General features: G+C 57.4%; 12 protein-coding genes. 9 read left to right on the top strand and 3 right to left on the bottom strand.

The genetic code is table 11. The annotated features are described in order from the left end of the window. Positions 1-109: 109 nt before the first annotated feature. The 7 genes from glmU (at position 110) to BM035_RS05885 (ending at position 9,958) form a co-directional block, all read left to right on the top strand. Positions 110-1,474 carry a bifunctional UDP-N-acetylglucosamine diphosphorylase/glucosamine-1-phosphate N-acetyltransferase GlmU gene (gene glmU, locus BM035_RS05855; RefSeq protein ID WP_053113388.1) on the top strand — a complete coding sequence of 455 codons (1,365 nt, stop codon included), beginning with the start codon at positions 110-112 and terminating at the stop codon, positions 1,472-1,474. Between the two features lie 30 nt (positions 1,475-1,504). After that, positions 1,505-3,337, top strand: coding sequence for a glutamine--fructose-6-phosphate transaminase (isomerizing) (gene glmS, locus BM035_RS05860; RefSeq protein WP_092030659.1), 1,833 nt, complete (start codon positions 1,505-1,507; stop codon positions 3,335-3,337). Between the two features lie 101 nt (positions 3,338-3,438). Continuing rightward, positions 3,439-3,909 (top strand): hypothetical protein, encoded by a 471-nt coding sequence (locus BM035_RS05865; protein ID WP_092030661.1) that lies wholly within the window; start codon positions 3,439-3,441, stop codon positions 3,907-3,909. Positions 3,910-3,964: 55 nt separating this feature from the next. Then, positions 3,965-4,924 carry a helix-turn-helix transcriptional regulator gene (locus tag BM035_RS05870; RefSeq protein ID WP_092030662.1) on the top strand — a complete coding sequence of 320 codons (960 nt, stop codon included), beginning with the start codon at positions 3,965-3,967 and terminating at the stop codon, positions 4,922-4,924. 106 nt (positions 4,925-5,030) lie between these two features. Continuing rightward, positions 5,031-7,184 (top strand): TonB-dependent siderophore receptor, encoded by a 2,154-nt coding sequence (locus tag BM035_RS05875; protein ID WP_092030664.1) that lies wholly within the window; start codon positions 5,031-5,033, stop codon positions 7,182-7,184. A gap of 340 nt (positions 7,185-7,524) precedes the next feature. Then, on the top strand, positions 7,525-9,030 hold the full coding sequence (gene nhaB / locus BM035_RS05880) for a sodium/proton antiporter NhaB (protein WP_092030666.1): 1,506 nt from the start codon (positions 7,525-7,527) through the stop codon (positions 9,028-9,030). Positions 9,031-9,121: 91 nt separating this feature from the next. Then, positions 9,122-9,958: a substrate-binding periplasmic protein gene (locus BM035_RS05885; protein WP_254775390.1), complete on the top strand. Its 837-nt coding sequence runs from the start codon at positions 9,122-9,124 to the stop codon at positions 9,956-9,958. A gap of 6 nt (positions 9,959-9,964) precedes the next feature. Here the strand turns inward: BM035_RS05885 and BM035_RS05890 are convergent, their stop codons facing one another. From BM035_RS05890 to BM035_RS05900, 3 genes are all read right to left on the bottom strand, one after another. Further along, positions 9,965-10,657: a DUF3047 domain-containing protein gene (locus BM035_RS05890; RefSeq protein WP_175497351.1), complete on the bottom strand. Its 693-nt coding sequence runs from the start codon at positions 10,655-10,657 to the stop codon at positions 9,965-9,967. A 108-nt stretch (positions 10,658-10,765) separates the two neighbouring features. Continuing rightward, complete coding sequence (locus BM035_RS05895; protein ID WP_053113353.1) at positions 10,766-11,671, bottom strand: response regulator transcription factor; 906 nt, start codon at positions 11,669-11,671, stop codon at positions 10,766-10,768. Continuing rightward, the gene (locus BM035_RS05900; RefSeq protein ID WP_092030668.1) at positions 11,658-15,041 is read right to left on the bottom strand and encodes an ATP-binding protein; all 3,384 of its coding nucleotides are present in this window, start codon (positions 15,039-15,041) and stop codon (positions 11,658-11,660) included. The genes BM035_RS05895 and BM035_RS05900 overlap by 14 nt, the downstream gene beginning before the upstream one ends. A 297-nt stretch (positions 15,042-15,338) precedes the next feature. Between BM035_RS05900 and urtA the strand changes: the two genes are divergently transcribed. Then, positions 15,339-16,610: an urea ABC transporter substrate-binding protein gene (urtA, locus tag BM035_RS05905; protein WP_014578807.1), complete on the top strand. Its 1,272-nt coding sequence runs from the start codon at positions 15,339-15,341 to the stop codon at positions 16,608-16,610. 98 nt (positions 16,611-16,708) lie between these two features. Continuing rightward, entirely contained in the window at positions 16,709-17,635 is a 927-nt protein-coding gene (gene urtB, locus BM035_RS05910; protein ID WP_014578806.1) for an urea ABC transporter permease subunit UrtB, read from the top strand. Position 17,636 lies beyond the last annotated feature (1 nt).

Consider the following 17,636-nt stretch of genomic DNA (forward strand, 5'->3'; position numbering starts at 1 on the left):
CTGAGCGGCTGGAAGACCAACGTGTTGCGTTGGCCGTCCGGCCCTGAAGGGTGCGGTTTTTTTATTTTCAGCATTCAGAGAGTAAACACTCCGGGAGCCTGACTTTTCCATGAGCCCGCTACACGTCGTCATTCTGGCCGCTGGCCAGGGTTCCAGAATGAAATCCGCACTGCCAAAGGTGCTGCATCCGATTGCCGGCCGCCCTATGCTTCATCACGTGATCGACACCGCCAAACAGCTTGGCGCCGAGAGGATCCATACGGTCATAGGTCATGGTGCTGACAAGGTTCGGGAAACCACCGATGAGGCCTCGGTAAACTGGGTCACCCAGAGTGAGCAGTTGGGTACCGGCCATGCTGTGGCTCAGGCCCTGCCGGATCTTCCCGATGACGCCCGTGTTCTTGTGCTTTACGGCGATGTGCCTCTGACTCGTCATGAGACGCTCGACGGATTGGTTGGGACACTTGATGACCACACCCTGGGTTTGTTGACCGTCACCATGGACAATCCCCAGGGATACGGACGGATTGTCCGGAGTGCTGATGGCGACGTGCAGTCGATCGTCGAGCAGAAAGACGCCTCTCCCGAGCAGCAGCAGATCCGCGAAGTGAACACCGGGATACTGGCGGTGTCGGCGAAACACCTGAAAACCTGGTTGCCGACGCTCTCCAACAGCAACGCCCAGGGCGAATATTATCTGACCGACATCATTGCCATGGCGGTGGAACAGGGTCTCCGTATTGCGGTGTCCCAGCCGGAGAATCCCTATGAAGTCCAGGGAGTCAACAATCGCCTGCAACTGGCTGAACTGGAACGCTGGTTCCAGCGCCAGCAGGCTGACCGGCTGATGACAGAAGGAGCGACACTCGCGGACCCCTCCCGGATAGATGTCCGTGGCGAGCTGAGTATCGGCAATGACCTCTGGATTGATGTGAACGTGGTATTCGAGGGCAAGGTCAGCCTTGGCAGTAATGTATCCATTGGCCCCGGTTGCGTCATCAAGGACGCCACCATTGCAGATGGCGCGGAGATCAAGGCCAACAGCGTGATTGAAGGGGCCGTAATTGGCGCCAGCGCCCAAATCGGGCCGTTTGCACGTATCCGGCCGGGCACGGAACTGGCGGCCAACACCAAAGTGGGCAACTTCGTGGAAACCAAAAAGGCCATTGTGGGTGAGGGCAGCAAGATCAACCATCTCAGCTATGTGGGTGATGCCTCACTGGGCCGTAATGTGAATGTGGGTGCAGGAACCATCACCTGTAATTATGATGGTGTGAACAAGTACCGGACGGTGCTCGGCGACGGGGTCTTTGTCGGCTCCAATACAGCCCTGGTTGCGCCGGTTACCGTTGCGGCCGATGCCACCATCGGTGCCGGGTCCACCATCACCCGTGATGTAGCCGACCACGAACTGGCCGTCGCAAGGGGCCGGCAGCGCAATATCGCCGGTTGGGAAAAGCCGAAGAAACACTGATACAAACGATCAACAGACAGGTAGAACAGCATGTGTGGAATTGTAGGCGCCGTTTCGGAAAGGGACGTTCAGGGTATCCTTCTTGAGGGTCTGCGCCGTCTGGAATACCGGGGATATGATTCGGCCGGTATGGCTGTAATCGGTGGCGACCACAGTGTCCAGCGCGCTCGGGAAGTGGGTAAAGTTGCCGCACTCAGCGATGCCATGGAAGCAAACCCTCTCGCGGGCCACCTGGGCATTGCCCATACCCGCTGGGCAACCCATGGCGAGCCCTCTCAGATCAACGCCCATCCGCACATGTCCGGCGACCGGCTGGCTATTGTCCACAACGGGATCATCGAAAACTATCAGGAGCTGCGTGAAGAATTGCGGGCTGACGGTTTCGAGTTTACGTCCCAGACCGATACCGAAGTCGTCGCGCACCTGATTGAGAAACACTACCGCACACTGGGTAATCTCCATGATTCCGTGCGTTCGGCGATCGCCCGTTTGCGTGGAGCCTATGCCCTGGCGGTGGTACACGCCGACGAACCGGAGCACCTCGTGGTATGCCGTGAGGGCAGCCCCCTGGTCATTGGTGTGGGTATTGGCGAAAACTTCATCGCGTCTGACCAGCTGGCGCTGCTGCCAGTGACCGACCGGTTCATGTTCCTGGAAGAAGGCGATATCGCCGATATCCGAAAGGACGCCATTGCCATTCTCGACCGCGATGGCAATGCCGTTGAGCGGGAGGTAACACGCTTCGAGCACGGCGCTGATTCCGCCGACAAGGGCGAGTATCGCCACTTCATGCTCAAGGAAATCTACGAGCAGCCGAAGGTGATCAAGGCGACCATGGAAGGCCGGGTCACCAGGACCCGGGTGCTGGAACAGGCCCTAGGGACCGAGGCCGCCAACCTTCTAGAGAACGTTCGTCATGTCCAGATCATTGCCTGTGGTACCAGTTACCATGCAGGTATGGTGGCCCGTTACTGGATTGAGGAACTGGCGGGCGTTGCCTGTTCCGTGGAGGTGGCTTCCGAATTCCGCTATCGCAAACACGTGATCCAGCAGGACACCCTGTTCCTCTGTATTTCCCAGTCCGGCGAAACCGCCGATACCCTGGCGGCCCTGCGTCAGGCGAAAAAAGCAGGTTTCCGGGCAGCATTGGCCATCTGTAACGTGCCGGGCAGCTCCCTGGTTCGCGAATCCGACCTGGTGATCATGACCCAGGCGGGACCGGAAATCGGCGTGGCCTCTACCAAGGCGTTCACCACCCAGCTCACGGCTTTGCTGATCTTTACCTTGGCCCTGGCCCGTCATAATGGGCTGCCCGAGGAGCAGGAAGCTGAAATCGTCGAGGCTCTTCACCTCGTGCCTGGCCAGGTCAGCGATGTGCTGGCCCTGGATGGCGAGATCGCCGAGATGTCCAAGGCATTCATGGATAAGAACCACAGCCTGTTCCTGGGGCGCGGTTCCCAGTTCCCGGTGGCTCTTGAAGGTGCCCTCAAGCTCAAGGAAATCTCCTACATCCACGCCGAGGCCTATCCTGCCGGCGAGCTCAAGCACGGCCCCCTGGCCCTGGTCGACAGCGAAATGCCAGTGGTCACTGTCGCTCCGAACAACGACCTGGTTGAAAAGCTGAAATCCAACCTGGAAGAGGTCCGGGCCCGCGGCGGTGAACTGTTTGTCTTTGCTGATAAAAAGGCCGACGTCAAAGCGGAAGAGGGCCTGCACGTGATGCAGATTCCGTCCGTGCATCCGATTACCGCGCCGATCGTTTACACGGTGCCACTGCAGTTGCTGTCCTACCATGTGGCCGTGTTGAAGGGTACCGATGTGGACCAGCCGCGGAACCTGGCCAAGAGTGTCACTGTAGAGTAGCCCCGCAGGCCAGCAAGGCCTTGATCACAGAATAAACGTTTTCTTGTATTTTACGATAATGATAATTATTATCATTATCGTGAATAAACAAGGAGAACGTCATGGAATTTCTGTGTCCCAATCACCGCCAACAGTTCGCGGACCTGCCGCTGGAAGAACGCAAAGACCTGTGGCTGTTCTGGATGGAGAATGCCTACGACTGCAGTGAGCAGGGGCAGTGGCGGGATGTTATCTCGCTGGCTGGCAGCGCCTTCGATCTTGCTTGCCTGCACGGGCCGCGGGATGAATCCTGCATGCACATCGAACTGACTCTCTCAGCCATACTGGTCTCCCGGGCCCTTTCCGATCGCGGTGAGCGGGCCGGTATGGACGCGGTGATTCTCCGTGCACTGGAGAGCCTTCAGCACCCGGACCATGCCGCCCCCATCGACGGTTGCTGTGACATCCACGACTGCGTTTCTGTGCTTATAGATCCTTCACGGCACGCAGACTTTTTTGCTGACTACCTCAACTGGCCCTCCTTACCTTTCGTTCCACCAAAACGGGCAACTATGGTACGGACGCTCCATTGACCTCGTAACCGGACAACAGAGGCATAGTTAGCAGACCAGGTTGGATAGGCGTGGAGTGGGCAGGTTGCACACATTCAGTCAGGCAGATTTCGAACGTTTCGGGCAGCTTTACGACATAGAATTTCGGTTTCCGGCCATCCAGGGCGACACCGGAAGTGATGACCGTATCGTTGCCCGGGGTGAGATTGCCGAGTACAGCCTGGCTTCGGGTTTTCGGTTTACGTTTTCTTCGCTTCAGGTGCTCCAGGCGTATGAATCAGTCTCTTCTGGTCATGCGCCGTTGCTTGTGCTGGTCGTTCTGGATGGCACCGTTGAGCTTACCCTCGGGTCGGTCGAACACGTTCTGTCACCGGGTAATGCTGTCAGCATGCAGCTGCACCCGGACTACCCGTTACGGGCGCACCAGCCTGAGCAAGAGCATCTGCAAATTGTGGCACTCGCTTTCGACCCACGCGGCGCAACATTGGGCCACGTCTCCTCCAGCTTACAAGACCTGACCATTCTTCCCCAGGTTCCCCTGCGCCAATGGAGTGTGCCCCACCCGTTCGAGGAGTTGCTGCGGACCCATGCACGCCTCACGATGACCGTCGCCCAGAAAAACCTGGTGTTGGAGGGCCTCGCGCTGCAGCTTGCCGGATTGGGTCTGGTAGGCGACGAGCATGAATCCCCGGATGTTCCGGTGGTTCCGGTCCAGCAACGTCAGCGACTTGAGCTCGTAAGGCAGCATCTGGAGTTCACCCCGGACCATGACCACACCCTAAAGGACCTCGCACAGATGGCTGCCATGAGCCCAAGCGGCTTGCGAGCGAAATTCCGGGCGATGTACGGCGTGCCGGTGTTCGACTATCTCAGAAAATGCCGACTTCGGTTGGCAAAACATTATCTGGAGCAAGGCTTCAGTGTTGAACAGAGCGCGAACAGGGTGGGTTACACCCACGCGACCAATTTTTCGACGGCGTTTCGCCGAGAGTTCGGCTTTTCTCCCCGACAACGGGCGGCCAATCACAAGAAATAGCATTGCGCATAGGTTTTTTGGCTTCTGGAATACCAAAGCTCGGATCTAAACGACAATAATTCGCATTACACTTAAACTTGTAAAGCGCGTTGTTTGGAGCTGATCAATGAATTCGTTACGTGATAATCGCCAGTACTTACTCCCGTCCGGCCTGGCCGTGGCCATAGCCGGGGTTCTGGCAAGCCCGATACTGTACGCGCAGGAAGCGAATATTACCGAGCTGGATGCCATTGAAGTATCGGCAGATGCCGCCGAACCGAGCGGCACCGCACCGAGTGATGGCTACACCGCAGAGGCGACCGTTACCGGCACGAAAACAACCACCAACGTGGTTGAAACGCCCCAGTCCATTTCCACAGTCACAGCGGATCAGATCGAGGACCAGAACGCCGCCAACCTGGGCGAAGTTCTGCGTTATACAGCCGGCGCCCGAGGCGAGACCTTTGGTTTCGAGCCGCGCACCACGTTTCTGAGAGTACGCGGCTTCGATGTGGCCACCAGTGGCTTGTTTCGTGACAACCTGAAACTGGCGAACCCCGGCTTTGCCGCCGGTTACAGCCTGGAGCCCTATGGCACCGAGCGCATTGATGTGCTCAAGGGGCCTTCTTCCGTTCTGTACGGACAAGCGGGCCCGGGTGGGTTGGTGAACTATGTGTCCAAACGTCCTACTTTCGACACCCGTCGAGAAGTGCGCGTTGAGGCTGGTACCAACGATCTGGTCCAGGGTCAGTTTGATATCAGTGGGGCGGTGAATGACAGTGATACCCTCGCGGTTCGCCTGGTAGGCCTGGTTCGCGACAGCGAAACCCAGGTGGATTTCGTCAACGACGACCGAAAGTACCTGGCCCCCAGCCTGACCTGGCAGCCCACGGACGCCACCCGACTGACGGTATTGGCGCACTGGCAGTACGACGATACCCAGCCATCTCAACGTTACCCGTTGCAGGGCACGTTGGAGCCAAATCCGAATGGCCCGATTCCTGACAACCGGTTTACCGGCGAGCCAGGGTACGATGCCTATGAGCGTCGCGAGAGTGCCATTGGTTACGAGTTTGAGCACCGCATCAATGACCAGATAGTTCTGCGTCAGAATGTCCGGGACTACCGTAACGATGTTGACGACCAGACCATCTACACCACCGGCTTGCTGGCGGATCAGAGAACCATTTCCCGGTCACGCTTCGACAGTTTCGGTCGCATTGACGGACTGGCCATGGATAACCAGCTGCAGTTGACCGCCCAGGCGGGTGCGGCAGACCACACGGTATTGGTCGGCCTGGATCATCAGGATATCGATGTGTCATCCCGGCAGTTCTTTGGGGCCGCCAGTAACCTGGACATCTATGATCCTGTCTATGGAGCGCCTGTCCCTGATGCCCCATTGTTTAAAGACGAGGAAGGACAACTCAAACAGACCGGCATTTACCTCCAGGATCAGATCCGGGTAGATCGTTGGACGGTTTCCCTTGGCGGCCGGTATGACGTGGCCCGTTCCGAGACACTCAATAATCTCACCGGCGCCACAGCTAGCCGGGAAGACGAGGCCTTCACTGGTCGTGCCGGTGCCAGTTACCAGTTCGCGAATGGCTTTGCCCCCTATGTGAGCTACATGGAGTCGTTTCTCCCCACCACAGGTATCGATGCGGCCGGCAACCCGTTCGAGCCCGAAACCGCACACCAATATGAGGTGGGCGTAAAATACCAGCCCAATACGGACACGCTGGTGACACTGGCCTGGTTCGACCTGACCCGGGAAGACTACCTGACCACCAACCCATCGACCTTCGCCAATGAGCAGAAGGGCGAGGCCAACTCACAGGGCCTTGAGATGGAAGCGCGCACCCGTCTGTTCCATGGGCTGGATGTGATCGCCAGCTATAGCTATACCGATGCCGAGATCACCAAAGCCAGCAACCCGGTGGAAGAGGGCGAGCCGCTGGAATACACACCGGAACATGAAGCAGCGCTGTGGGGTAAATACAATTTCCGGGGCGGCATGCTGCATGGCCTGGGGGTGAGTGCCGGCGTGCGTTATCTCGGCGAGAGTTTCGGAGCGGCATTCAACGCGGATAATTCGGTCCTCAAAGTGCCGGATGTCACCCTGGTGGATGCTGCGATTACCTATGACATTGGCCAGGTGTCGCTGGGGCTGCATGCTCAGAACCTGCTGGACGAACAGTATGTAGCAACGGCTTTCGACAGCTCCGGTACGTATGGCACCCGGCGTGAAGTGACCGGTTCCGTTACTTACCGGTTCTGATTGCATTATCCTCCCGGCGCAGGGACGCGCCGGCTCCGACAAATTTTCTCAATAGACCCCATCAGTGTCCTTCCCCCAGAACATTTGTGTATTTTTTTCACAAAGCGACCTCACAGCCACGCAAATCGGTTAAAATACGCGCGCTACATCTTTGTTGATCAAGTAATACTACGAAGATATCTGTGTTGATCAGCGCCCATTCCCCATTTGCTTGTTAGTAAGACCAAAATCGGTCTTCATTTTGTACCTTTGGCCCATACCCCGGTACGCAAATATCAAGGAAGATGCGGGCCTGCTGGCACACAATACCAATAACCCGTTTTCTCAGAAGATTTCCGTAATGCCCAATACCGTTATCTCCGGCTTTACCCACAACTTCCTTGGCAAGGCGCCCGTCTGGTACAAGCAGGTCATCCTGCTGTTTCTCATCGCCAACCCGATTGTCATGTGGACCCTGGGGCCGGGCACGGCCGGCTGGCTTCTGATTGCCGAGTTTATCTTTACCCTGGCCATGGCCCTGAAATGTTACCCCCTTCTTCCAGGTGGCCTGCTGGCGGTAGAGGCGCTTCTGATCGGGCTGACCACGCCGGATGCGGTGTATCTGGAAGTGCTCACCAACTTCCCGGTGATATTGCTACTGATGTTCATGGTGGCGGGCATCTACTTCATGAAGGAACTGCTGCTGGTGACGTTCACCCAGATTCTGGTGGGTGTGCGTTCCAAGTCGGCGTTATCGTTGCTGTTCTGTAGCGCAGCAGCACTGCTTTCGGCCTTCCTCGATGCCCTGACGGTTACCGCGGTTATTATCAGCGTGGCGGTCGGGTTTTACGCGGTTTACCACAAGGTTGCCTCCGGCAAGGGCTACCAGCACAAGGACCACAACGCGGGCAGCGATGACGAAGTAATCGAGCTGCACCGTGAAGATCTGGAAAATTTCCGGGCGTTCTTGCGCAGCCTTTTGATGCATGGTGCTATTGGTACCGCGTTGGGCGGCGTTGCCACCATGGTGGGTGAGCCCCAGAATCTGTTAATTGCCAAAGTGGTAGGTTGGGACTTTGCCGGTTTCTTCCTGCATATGGCGCCAGTGAGTTTGCCGGTATTGGCGGCTGGATTATTTACCTGCTGGGCCCTGGAGAAGCTGCGTTGGTTCGGCTACGGCGGGCGCTTGCCCAAACCTGTGCGTCAGGTGCTGGAAGAGTTTGCGGAGAACGAGCGGACCAAACGTACCAAGGCTGATCAGGCCGCGCTCTGGGTACAGGCCGTTGCCGCCGCGATCCTGGTGGTGGGTCTGGCTTTCCATCTCGCCGAGGTCGGCCTCATTGGCCTGCTTGTCATCATCCTGATTACCTCCTTTACCGGCGTTACCGATGAGCACCAGATTGGCAAGGCTTTCCAGGAATCCCTGCCGTTTACCTCGCTGCTGGTGGTGTTTTTCGCGGTGGTTGCGGTGATCCACGAACAGCACCTGTTCAAGCCGATTATTGATTACGTGCTGTCGCTTCCAGAAGCCCGGCAGCCTGGCATGTTCTTCATTGCCAACGGCGTGCTCTCAATGATCAGCGATAACGTCTTCGTAGCGACTGTTTATATCAGCGAAGTCAAACAGGCTCTGGATGCAGGGGCCATCAGCTACGAGCATTTCCAGAAGTTGGCAGTTGCCATCAACACCGGTACCAACCTTCCCAGCGTTGCGACTCCCAATGGCCAGGCGGCTTTCCTGTTCCTGCTGACGTCTGCCATAGCGCCGCTGGTTCGGCTGTCCTACGGCAAGATGGTGGTGATGGCGTTTCCCTACATGCTGGTAATGGGCGGTGTTGGTCTGTACATGGTTATCAACCATATTTGACATTATGTTCGGATTTTTGCGGGCGGTGTCAGTGCAGATCTTTCCGGGTCTGTTAATCTTTGGCTAAACAGACCCGAACAATACGGATTCCATGCCCAGAAACTGCCCGGTCCATTCTTCCCGACTCTCTGAAGCCATGCATTTGATCGTTGTCCGGCTTTGGATATTGCTGGTAGGTATATTATTTACGTCCGCCTCCCTTGGCGCGTCGGAATCCGTAAACAAGACTCTGCGCATTGCCTATGTGGAGTTTCCCCCCATTACCTATCAGGCCAGCGATGGCCGCCCTGCTGGCAGCTTTATAGAGCTTACCCGGAAGATCGCTGTGGAAGCGGGTTACGAGCCGGAATTTCTCTTCTTGCCCATCAGCCGGGTATACCTGTATCTGCGCAACGGTAGAATTGACGTTTGGCCAGGTTCGGCCAACGTTCCCGCCCTTAATGGTGAAGTTCTGGAGACCTGGGTCACTCCCCTCGCGACCCAGCTCAGTGCCTGGTATCTGGAGGGAACCGAACCACTTACACATTTCGATCAACTGCAGGGCAAGACCGTCATCACGATAGGCGGGTACACCTATGGAGGGCTCTTGTACTGGCTGGAGGCGGAAGGTTCGATTGACGTCACCCAGGCTCCAAACTATCGGGCTGCTCTGGAAATGCTCAAGCTTGGCCGAGGCCATTACCTGTTTGGCCATCGGGATCCGGTTGTGGAAACCCTGACCATGCCCAAAGACGAGAAAATCCGTGAATCGGCGATCCGTTTGAGGAATCTGACCTGGCTGTTCTCGCTGGCCAATCCCCGGGCAGCGATCCTGCGGGAAGAGTTCGATGATGCCTACATCCGTCTGGCTGAAAAGGGTGAAGTGCCGCCGATACGAAACCTTGGAGAAAGCTTTGTGATCCCCGGATTTCCCGAGCAATACCGTTAGTAGTGTTCAGGGCTCAGGAACCGGGGTCAGAAGGATGTCCCCATACCAGGCCGTGGCCTTTTCACCGGTGTTGTCCGAATCCGACATGATGGCAATACCCACCACCGGTGGCGGTTCCTCGCCAAACGCTTCCCGATAGTCGGCCATGATATCCCGCTCCACCGTGACCCATTGGCCGACCTGTTCTGATCCGGAATTCACGGCAATCATCATGGTTTTCTCGGTGTACGGCGTGGGCACAAACTCGCCCTTCGGGAGAGTATTGGCCCAGATGTAGTTGAGGGCATTGCCCGGCAGGGACTCACCGAATAACACTTCGACGGTCTTGCGTTTGGCGCGCTCGAAAAACCCCGCCTTCCCGGGCTGGAACTCGAACGCCACATAGATTCTTGCCGGATAATCGTCCCCGGACTTTTCCCGGGCATCGCCTTTTTCGAAGACATTCGAGACCTTCCAGCGCCATTGCAGAATCAGCGAATCGGTGGGCTCCAGCCTGACCCGTGCGATCAGTCCCGACGCACCGCCGTCCGTGGTCGCCCGCACGACCTGCTGACCGTCTTCGGTTGTCAGTTCATAGCGGCTGAGCTGATCTATCTTCGGGAATTCCAGAGGCTCCCAGCCATCATTCAGGGACTGCATTTCCGAGAAAGGTGTGAGCGGGGATGGTGTCTGTGCCAACAAAAGCCCTGACAGGCCCATCAGAACCAGCACTGATAAAAATGTGGCAGTCTTTCTCATCGCGCTTCTCGCTTTCAGGCTCACAGTACCCCGATGGACAGACGCTATGAGCAAAAGTGCCCGAGGCCATTACTGGATTGCCAGCAAGCGGATTGCACTGGCTGCGGCCGCCGTCCGGTTCTCTACGCCCAGTTTCCGGAATACCTGCTCCAGGTGTTTGTTAACGGTTCGGGGACTCATATCCAGGATCTGCCCTATCTCCCGGTTGGTCTTGCCGTTCGCGATCCAGAGTAACACGTCGGATTCTCTCAGTGTCAGCTCGAACCGTTGCCGCAAGGCTGCTGTTGCGCTGTTCTGGTTCTGTGGTGTTTTCAGCCTCAGCAGGTATTCCCGGTTATCCACAAGGGCAAGAAACTCTACCGTTCTGTCGATGCCCATGATTTCGACTGGCATGCTGTGGCCCGGCTCGGGACGATGGCCCAGCCATTCCTCCAGTCTGGCACGTACCTCGGGGAATTCGGGGTGCGCTGCGTCGGGCAGATACTGGCAAACCTGTGGCGTGCCCCAGAGCAAATTCGCCTCGCGGTCCACCGCAAACAGGTTCTGACCGGCCGTATCCAGGGCGCTACGAGCGCTGCGGGTCATGCGGGCGTTCGTCAGGTGTACATCCATTCTGGCCAGAAGTTCGGTGGTGTTAATCGGTTTGGTCACGTAATCCACACCACCGGCGTTGAGCCCCATAACAACGTGCTCGGTATCGCTCAGACCGGTCATGAAGATTATAGGAATATCGGCGAACGCAGGGTTCTCTTTCAATCGACGACAGGTTTCAAAGCCGTCCATATGGGGCATCAAAGCGTCCATCAACACCACATCCGGGGTGATATTCTGGCTGATCGTAAGGGCCTGGTTTCCTTCCAGCGCAACGAGCACCGTCATACCTGCCTCTTCCATGGCATCGTTGATCATTCGAATGGAGTCGACTGCGTCATCTACGACCATCACGACAGTCTTCCGGTCATTATGAAGCTTCATGTTCGGCTACCTCGAGTAGTTCAAGAATTTTCTCAAACTGGAAATCGTTGGTGAGTCTGGTGAGCTCAATCGCAAAGGGTTCGGCCGCCTCGCCGCTGTGTTTCAGGTCATGCAATGCCTCAAGCAGGCCTTTCCGGTGTCCGATCCGGGCCAGAGTGGCCAGAGCCAGGCGATGCTCCATTTTGGGTAAAGGCAAAACGCCATGGTCGGGTGCTGGAATAGCCGCCATGGGATCCGGGCTCTTATCGAATCGCCAATTGAGATCCAGCACGCTGGCAATGGTGTCGAGCAACAGGTTCAGCCGAACCGGTTTGATGATGTAGCCATCGTGCAGACGCGGTGAGTCTGCGGCGTGGTGGCCCTCGTTAGCGTCGGCAGAGACCATCACGACAGGCATGGTGTGCTTGTGCTGTCGTAGCATTGCAAGGACTTCCCAGCCGCTTTGTCCCGGCATGGACACGTCGAGAAGCACAAGTTCAGGGCGTTCGGCCTCAACGGTTGCCAAAACCTGCAGAGCATTGCCAAGATCGACGATCTCAAAGCCCAGGGGCGAGAGCATGGCCCGCATGACCTGGCGGTGGGACACATCGTCATCCACCAGCAGTACCTTTCGCCGCGAACCGTGGTAACCGTAGATGCGCTTGGCCGGCATTGATATCGAGCGGGGTGTCGAAGAATGCAGGCTTGATAGCATCAGACTGACCCGGAAGACACTACCTTGACCCGGTACGCTCTCCAGCGAGATATCGCCACCCATGATTTCCGTGAGCAGGCGGGTAATGGTCAGACCCAGGCCTGTGCCGGCCCGGCTTTGCCCCGGTGTCCGGATACGTTCGAAGGGTCGGAAGATGCGTTCCACATTCTCAGGGGCTATGCCTTCCCCGGTATCGCGTACGGTGAACTCGGCGACCTGACTGCGATAACGCAGGGTCAGGGAGACGCCGCCCCGATCCGTGTATTTAATGGCGTTGGAGAGAAGGTTGATCAGAATCTGGCGCAGCCGCTTCTCGTCGGTGGTGACCATTTCCGGAAGCGGGTTGGGGCAGTGGTAATCGAAGGCCAGGCCTTTATCTTCCGCCTGCAGGCGGAACATGGTTACCAGTTGCTCCATCAACAGCTCTATTCGAACCTGATCGCGGTGCAGGTCCAGGCGGCCAGCCTCGATCTTGGAAATATCCAACAGCCCCTCTATCAGATCGGCGAGGTACTCACCGCTTCGGCGTATCACGCCGAGGGCTTCCTTGCGGTGGGAAGGGATGGTCTCGTCGTTTTCCATCAACTGGGCATAACCGAGGATGGCATTGAGTGGGGAACGGAGTTCGTGACTGATCCCCGTCAAGTAGCGACTTTTCGCCCCGTTGGCGGCCTCCGCCTGTTCCTTTGCCTGCTGAAGAGCCTGGTCGGTCCGTTCGTGGGCGACGATCTCTTCCATCAGGAGGCGGTTCTGGCGTCGGGACTCTTCCTCGGCCACCACCCGGCTTTCATGGGCGAGCACGAACAACCAGCAGATCACACCGGTCACGATCACCAGAATGAAGAACACCTTCCACAGGGTTACCGATAAAAGAAGGCCTTCCGCAGGTGAAGCGACCGGCGTCTTGAAATAGATCAGGGACAGCAGCAGGCCGGAAAGGCCGTTGATGAGCACCAGCAGGCTCAGAAAATGCCCGAGCCTTGAGCGCAGACCGGCCAACACCGGTTTTGGCATCAGGCTCCCGAGAAACTGATTGAGCTGTTCCTGATATCCGGCCCCCGGTTTGCAGGCGTCTGCGCAACGGGCATCGAGCGAACAGCACAGTGAACAGATGGTGCCGTCGTACGCGGGACAATGGGTGAGATCTTCCGGTTCGAAGTGATGTTCACAAATCGTGCATTGCACGAGCTGATGGTCAGTAGCGATGGGGACGAATGGCCGTGCTGTGTAGAAACGGCCACCGGTTTTCCAGGCGATCAGAGGCGCCATGATCAGCGCGACTCCCATGGCGATAAAATGGGACAGAGCCTCCGGATAAACGCCCAGTATGCCGGTGTGGCAGATGATGCCTACTACAGAGGCCGTCAGCATGGCACCAACCCCGACCGGGTTGATGTCGTACAGGTGGGCACGTTTGAACTCAATGTGTGCGGGACTAAGCCCCAGTGGTTTGTTGATCACCAGATCCGCCACCAGCGAACCAACCCAGGCAATGGCGACGATGCCGTAGAAACCCAGGGTTTCCTCCAGCGCCCGGTAAACACCCAGTTCCATCACCAGAAGGGCAATGGCGACGTTGAAAAACAGCCAGACAACTCGCCCGGGGTGGCTGTGGGTGAGTCGCGAGAAGAAGTTGGACCAGGCGATGGAGCCGGCATAGGCATTGGTAACGTTGATCTTGAGCTGGCAAAGAATGACGAAAATGCCCGCCATCGCCAGGGAGATCTCGGGCGAATGGGTAATGTAATTGAAGGCGATCAGATACATCTGGGTTGGATCAGCCGCCTCCGAGGCGGTAACGCCCTGTTTCAGGGCAAGAACCGCAAGAAAGGAGCCCGCCAGGATTTTCAACATGCCGATCACAATCCAGCCAGGTCCGCCTGCCATAACGGCGGCCCACCAACGTCGCTTTTCCCGGGCATTGCGGGGTTCTGGAATGAAGCGCAGGAAATCCACCTGCTCGCCGATCTGGGCAATCAATGAGAACACCACAGCCGCAGCAGCCCCGAACATAACGATGCTGAAGCCACCCGAATCAACCGGGTTAAGCCCCTCGAACTGTGTCCAGTCGCTGACGGAAGAGGCATCGGCGTAAACAATGAAAACGAAGGGCACCAGTTGGAGAAAGATGAAGGCTGGCTGGGTCCAGACCTGGAACCGGCTGATCGTGGTGATCCCGTGGATGACAAAGGGAATGATCACCACGGAGCAAATCAGGTAGCCCAGGACCAGGGGAATCCCGAACAGCATTTCCAGCGCCATGGCCATGATGGCCGCCTCGATGGCGAAAAAGATAAATGTGAACGAGGCGTAGATCAGCGAGGTGATGGTGGAGCCTATATAGCCAAAGCCGGCACCGCGAGTCAGCAGGTCAATGTCGACGCCGTAACGGGCCGCGTAGTAACTGATCGGGATGGCGGTGAGGAAAATCACCAGGCTGACGGCCAGTATCGCGGCGACCGCGTTGTCGAATCCGTAGTGGAGCGTAATGGAGCCGCCGATGGCTTCCAGTGCCAGAAAGGAGATGGCGCCCAGGGCTGTGTTGCTTACCCGGGCCGCGGACCAGCGCCGGGCACTCTTGGCGGTAAAGCGAAGCGCATAGTCTTCCAGGGTCTGGTTGGCTACCCACTGGTTGTAGCTGCGCCGAACCCGAAAAATATTCTGTCTTGCCGCCATGACTGCCTTGCCTTTGGTGTTTGAGTGCCCCGCGTTAGTGCAGCTTCAAGCTGAAATGCACCGGATGAGAAAGCCGGAACAATATCCGTGCCATAGACCGGTGCAGGGATGTTCTTCTTCTGCATGCCTGCGTTTTTAGCCTGTCCTGTTGGTTACAGGAATGCGTCAAATGACGTAGCGCGCTGGGGCGATTGCCGAATGGGCACCTGTACGGGTGCCGAGCAGAATGATTCTCGTGGGCACTGTGCTTTCGAAGGGAAGCGCGGATCCGGACTTCAAAAACTGCGAGGAATCACCATGGATACGACAGATCAAGCCGCCAACGGGCGGTCGTTCGGTAAGGGACTGGGGCTGAAAAAGAGCCTGATGACGCTGGCGGCTTCCGTCATGCTTGCGACGTCGGCACAGGCGGCAGTGCCGGCCACAGCAGAGGTCAACACGACTGGTCTGGCGGTGACGGACGACACCGTTACGGTCGGCATTCTGCACTCCATCACCGGCACAATGGCGATCAGTGAGATTGGCTCGGTTCAGGCGGAAAAGCTGGCTATTGACCAGATCAACGCCTCCGGTGGTGTCCTGGGCCGCCAGATTGAATTCGTCCAGGAAGACGGCGCCAGTGACTGGCCGACCTTCGCTGAAAAATCCCGGAAGCTACTGCGCCAGGACAACGTTGCTGCGATCTTCGGCGCCTGGACCTCGGCTTCCCGCAAGGCCGTTCTCCCGGTCATCGAGCAATACAACGGCATGCTCTATTACCCCACCTTCTACGAGGGTCTTGAGCAGTCGCCCAACGTGGTCTACACCGGCCAGGAAGCGACGCAACAGATTCTTGCCAGTATCGACTGGGCCGCAGAAACCAAGGGTGCCAAGAGCTTCTATCTGCTCGGATCGGACTACATCTGGCCCCGTACTTCGAACAAGATCGCCCGCAAGCACATCGAGGACAAGCTGGGCCTCAAGGTCTCTGGCGAAGAGTACTATCCGCTGGGTCACACCCAGTTCAACTCGGTGATCAACAAGATCAAGCTGCGCAAGCCGGACGTGATCTTTGCCTCGGTTGTCGGTGGCTCCAACGTGGCCTTCTACAAGCAGATGAAAGCGGCCGGTATCGATTTCACTGATGAGAAGCCCCTTCTGCTGACCATCTCCGTGACCGAGGACGAAATCCGCGGTATCGGCGGTGAGAACGTGGACGGCATCTACGCCTCCATGAAGTATTTCCAGAGCCTCGATAACCCCAACAACAAGGAATTTGTTGCGGCCTTCAAGGAAGCCTACGGCGATGACATGGTCATCGGTGACGTGACCCAGGCGGCTTATCTCGGCCCATGGCTGTGGAAAGCTGCGGTTGAAAAAGCCGGCTCATTCGACATCGACAAGATCCGTGAAGAATTCGCAGGCATTGAGTTCACCAAAGCGCCAGAAGGTTACGTGCGCATCCACGAAAACCATCACCTGTGGTCCAAGACCCGTATCGGCCAGGCTCAACCTGACGGCCAGTACAAGGTTGTCTACGAGACCGAAGAACTGATGGAACCGGACCCGTTCCCGGAAGGCTACCAATAAGCCCGGACTGCTGGCGCCCCCGGGCGCCAGCATCCGTTGCCTCTGAACACGAGATTAAGGGTTTGAAGGGTTAGTTGGTCTAAAGGGGAGTAAGGGTCATGTTTGATGGCTACACCAGCAGTGAATTGATGTCGATATTTGCCATGCAGGGGTTTGCCGGGCTCTCCCTGTTTTCAGTGTTCGTACTGATGGCGTTGGGCCTGGCCATCATCTTTGGTCAGATGGGGGTGATCAATATGGCCCACGGGGAGTTCATGATCCTCGGCGCCTACACCACCTACCTGACATCCGGTTTTTTCCAGTCCTATCTGCCGAGCCTCTTCGGCGGCTACTTCTTCGTCGCCATGGTTCTGGCTTTCCTGATTTGTGCTGCCCTGGGGGCTTTCGTCGAATGGCTCATGATACGGCGACTCTATCACCGACCACTGGATACCCTTCTGGCCACCTGGGGTCTGAGCCTGATCATGCAGCAGGCTTACCGATCCATCTTTGGCGCCCGGGAAGTGGGTGTGGACCTGCCCGAGTGGATGATGGGGGCGATCCAGGTGACTGACCTGGTGGAGCTGCCCATCAACGGCTTGTTCGTCATGATCATCGCGCTGTCCATTGCCGTGGGCGTGTATTTCCTGATGTACCGATCCGGCTATGGCAAGAAAGTGCGGGCGGTGGTTCAGAATCGCCCCATGGCTGAAGCCGTTGGTATCAACAGTGCCGGTATCGACCGAGCCACCTTTGCCCTCGGGTGTGGCATCGCCGGCGTCGCGGGTGCTGCCTTCACCATGATCGGTTCCACCGGTCCGTCCTCTGGCCAGGCTTATATCGTAGACACCTTCCTGGTGGTGGTGTTTGGCGGTGCCCAGAGCCTGATCGGCACCATTGTGTCCGCCTTCGGTATATCCCAGGCCCAGTCCACCATGGAGTTCTTCCTCAGTGGTTCCATGGCCAAGGTGCTCACCCTGCTGGTCGTCGTCGGCATCCTGATGCTGCGTCCAGAAGGACTCATGGCCCTCAAGGTCCGTCGCTAGG

The organism is Marinobacter sp. DSM 26671, from assembly GCF_900112835.1.
GTDB classification, from domain to species: domain Bacteria; phylum Pseudomonadota; class Gammaproteobacteria; order Pseudomonadales; family Oleiphilaceae; genus Marinobacter; species Marinobacter flavimaris.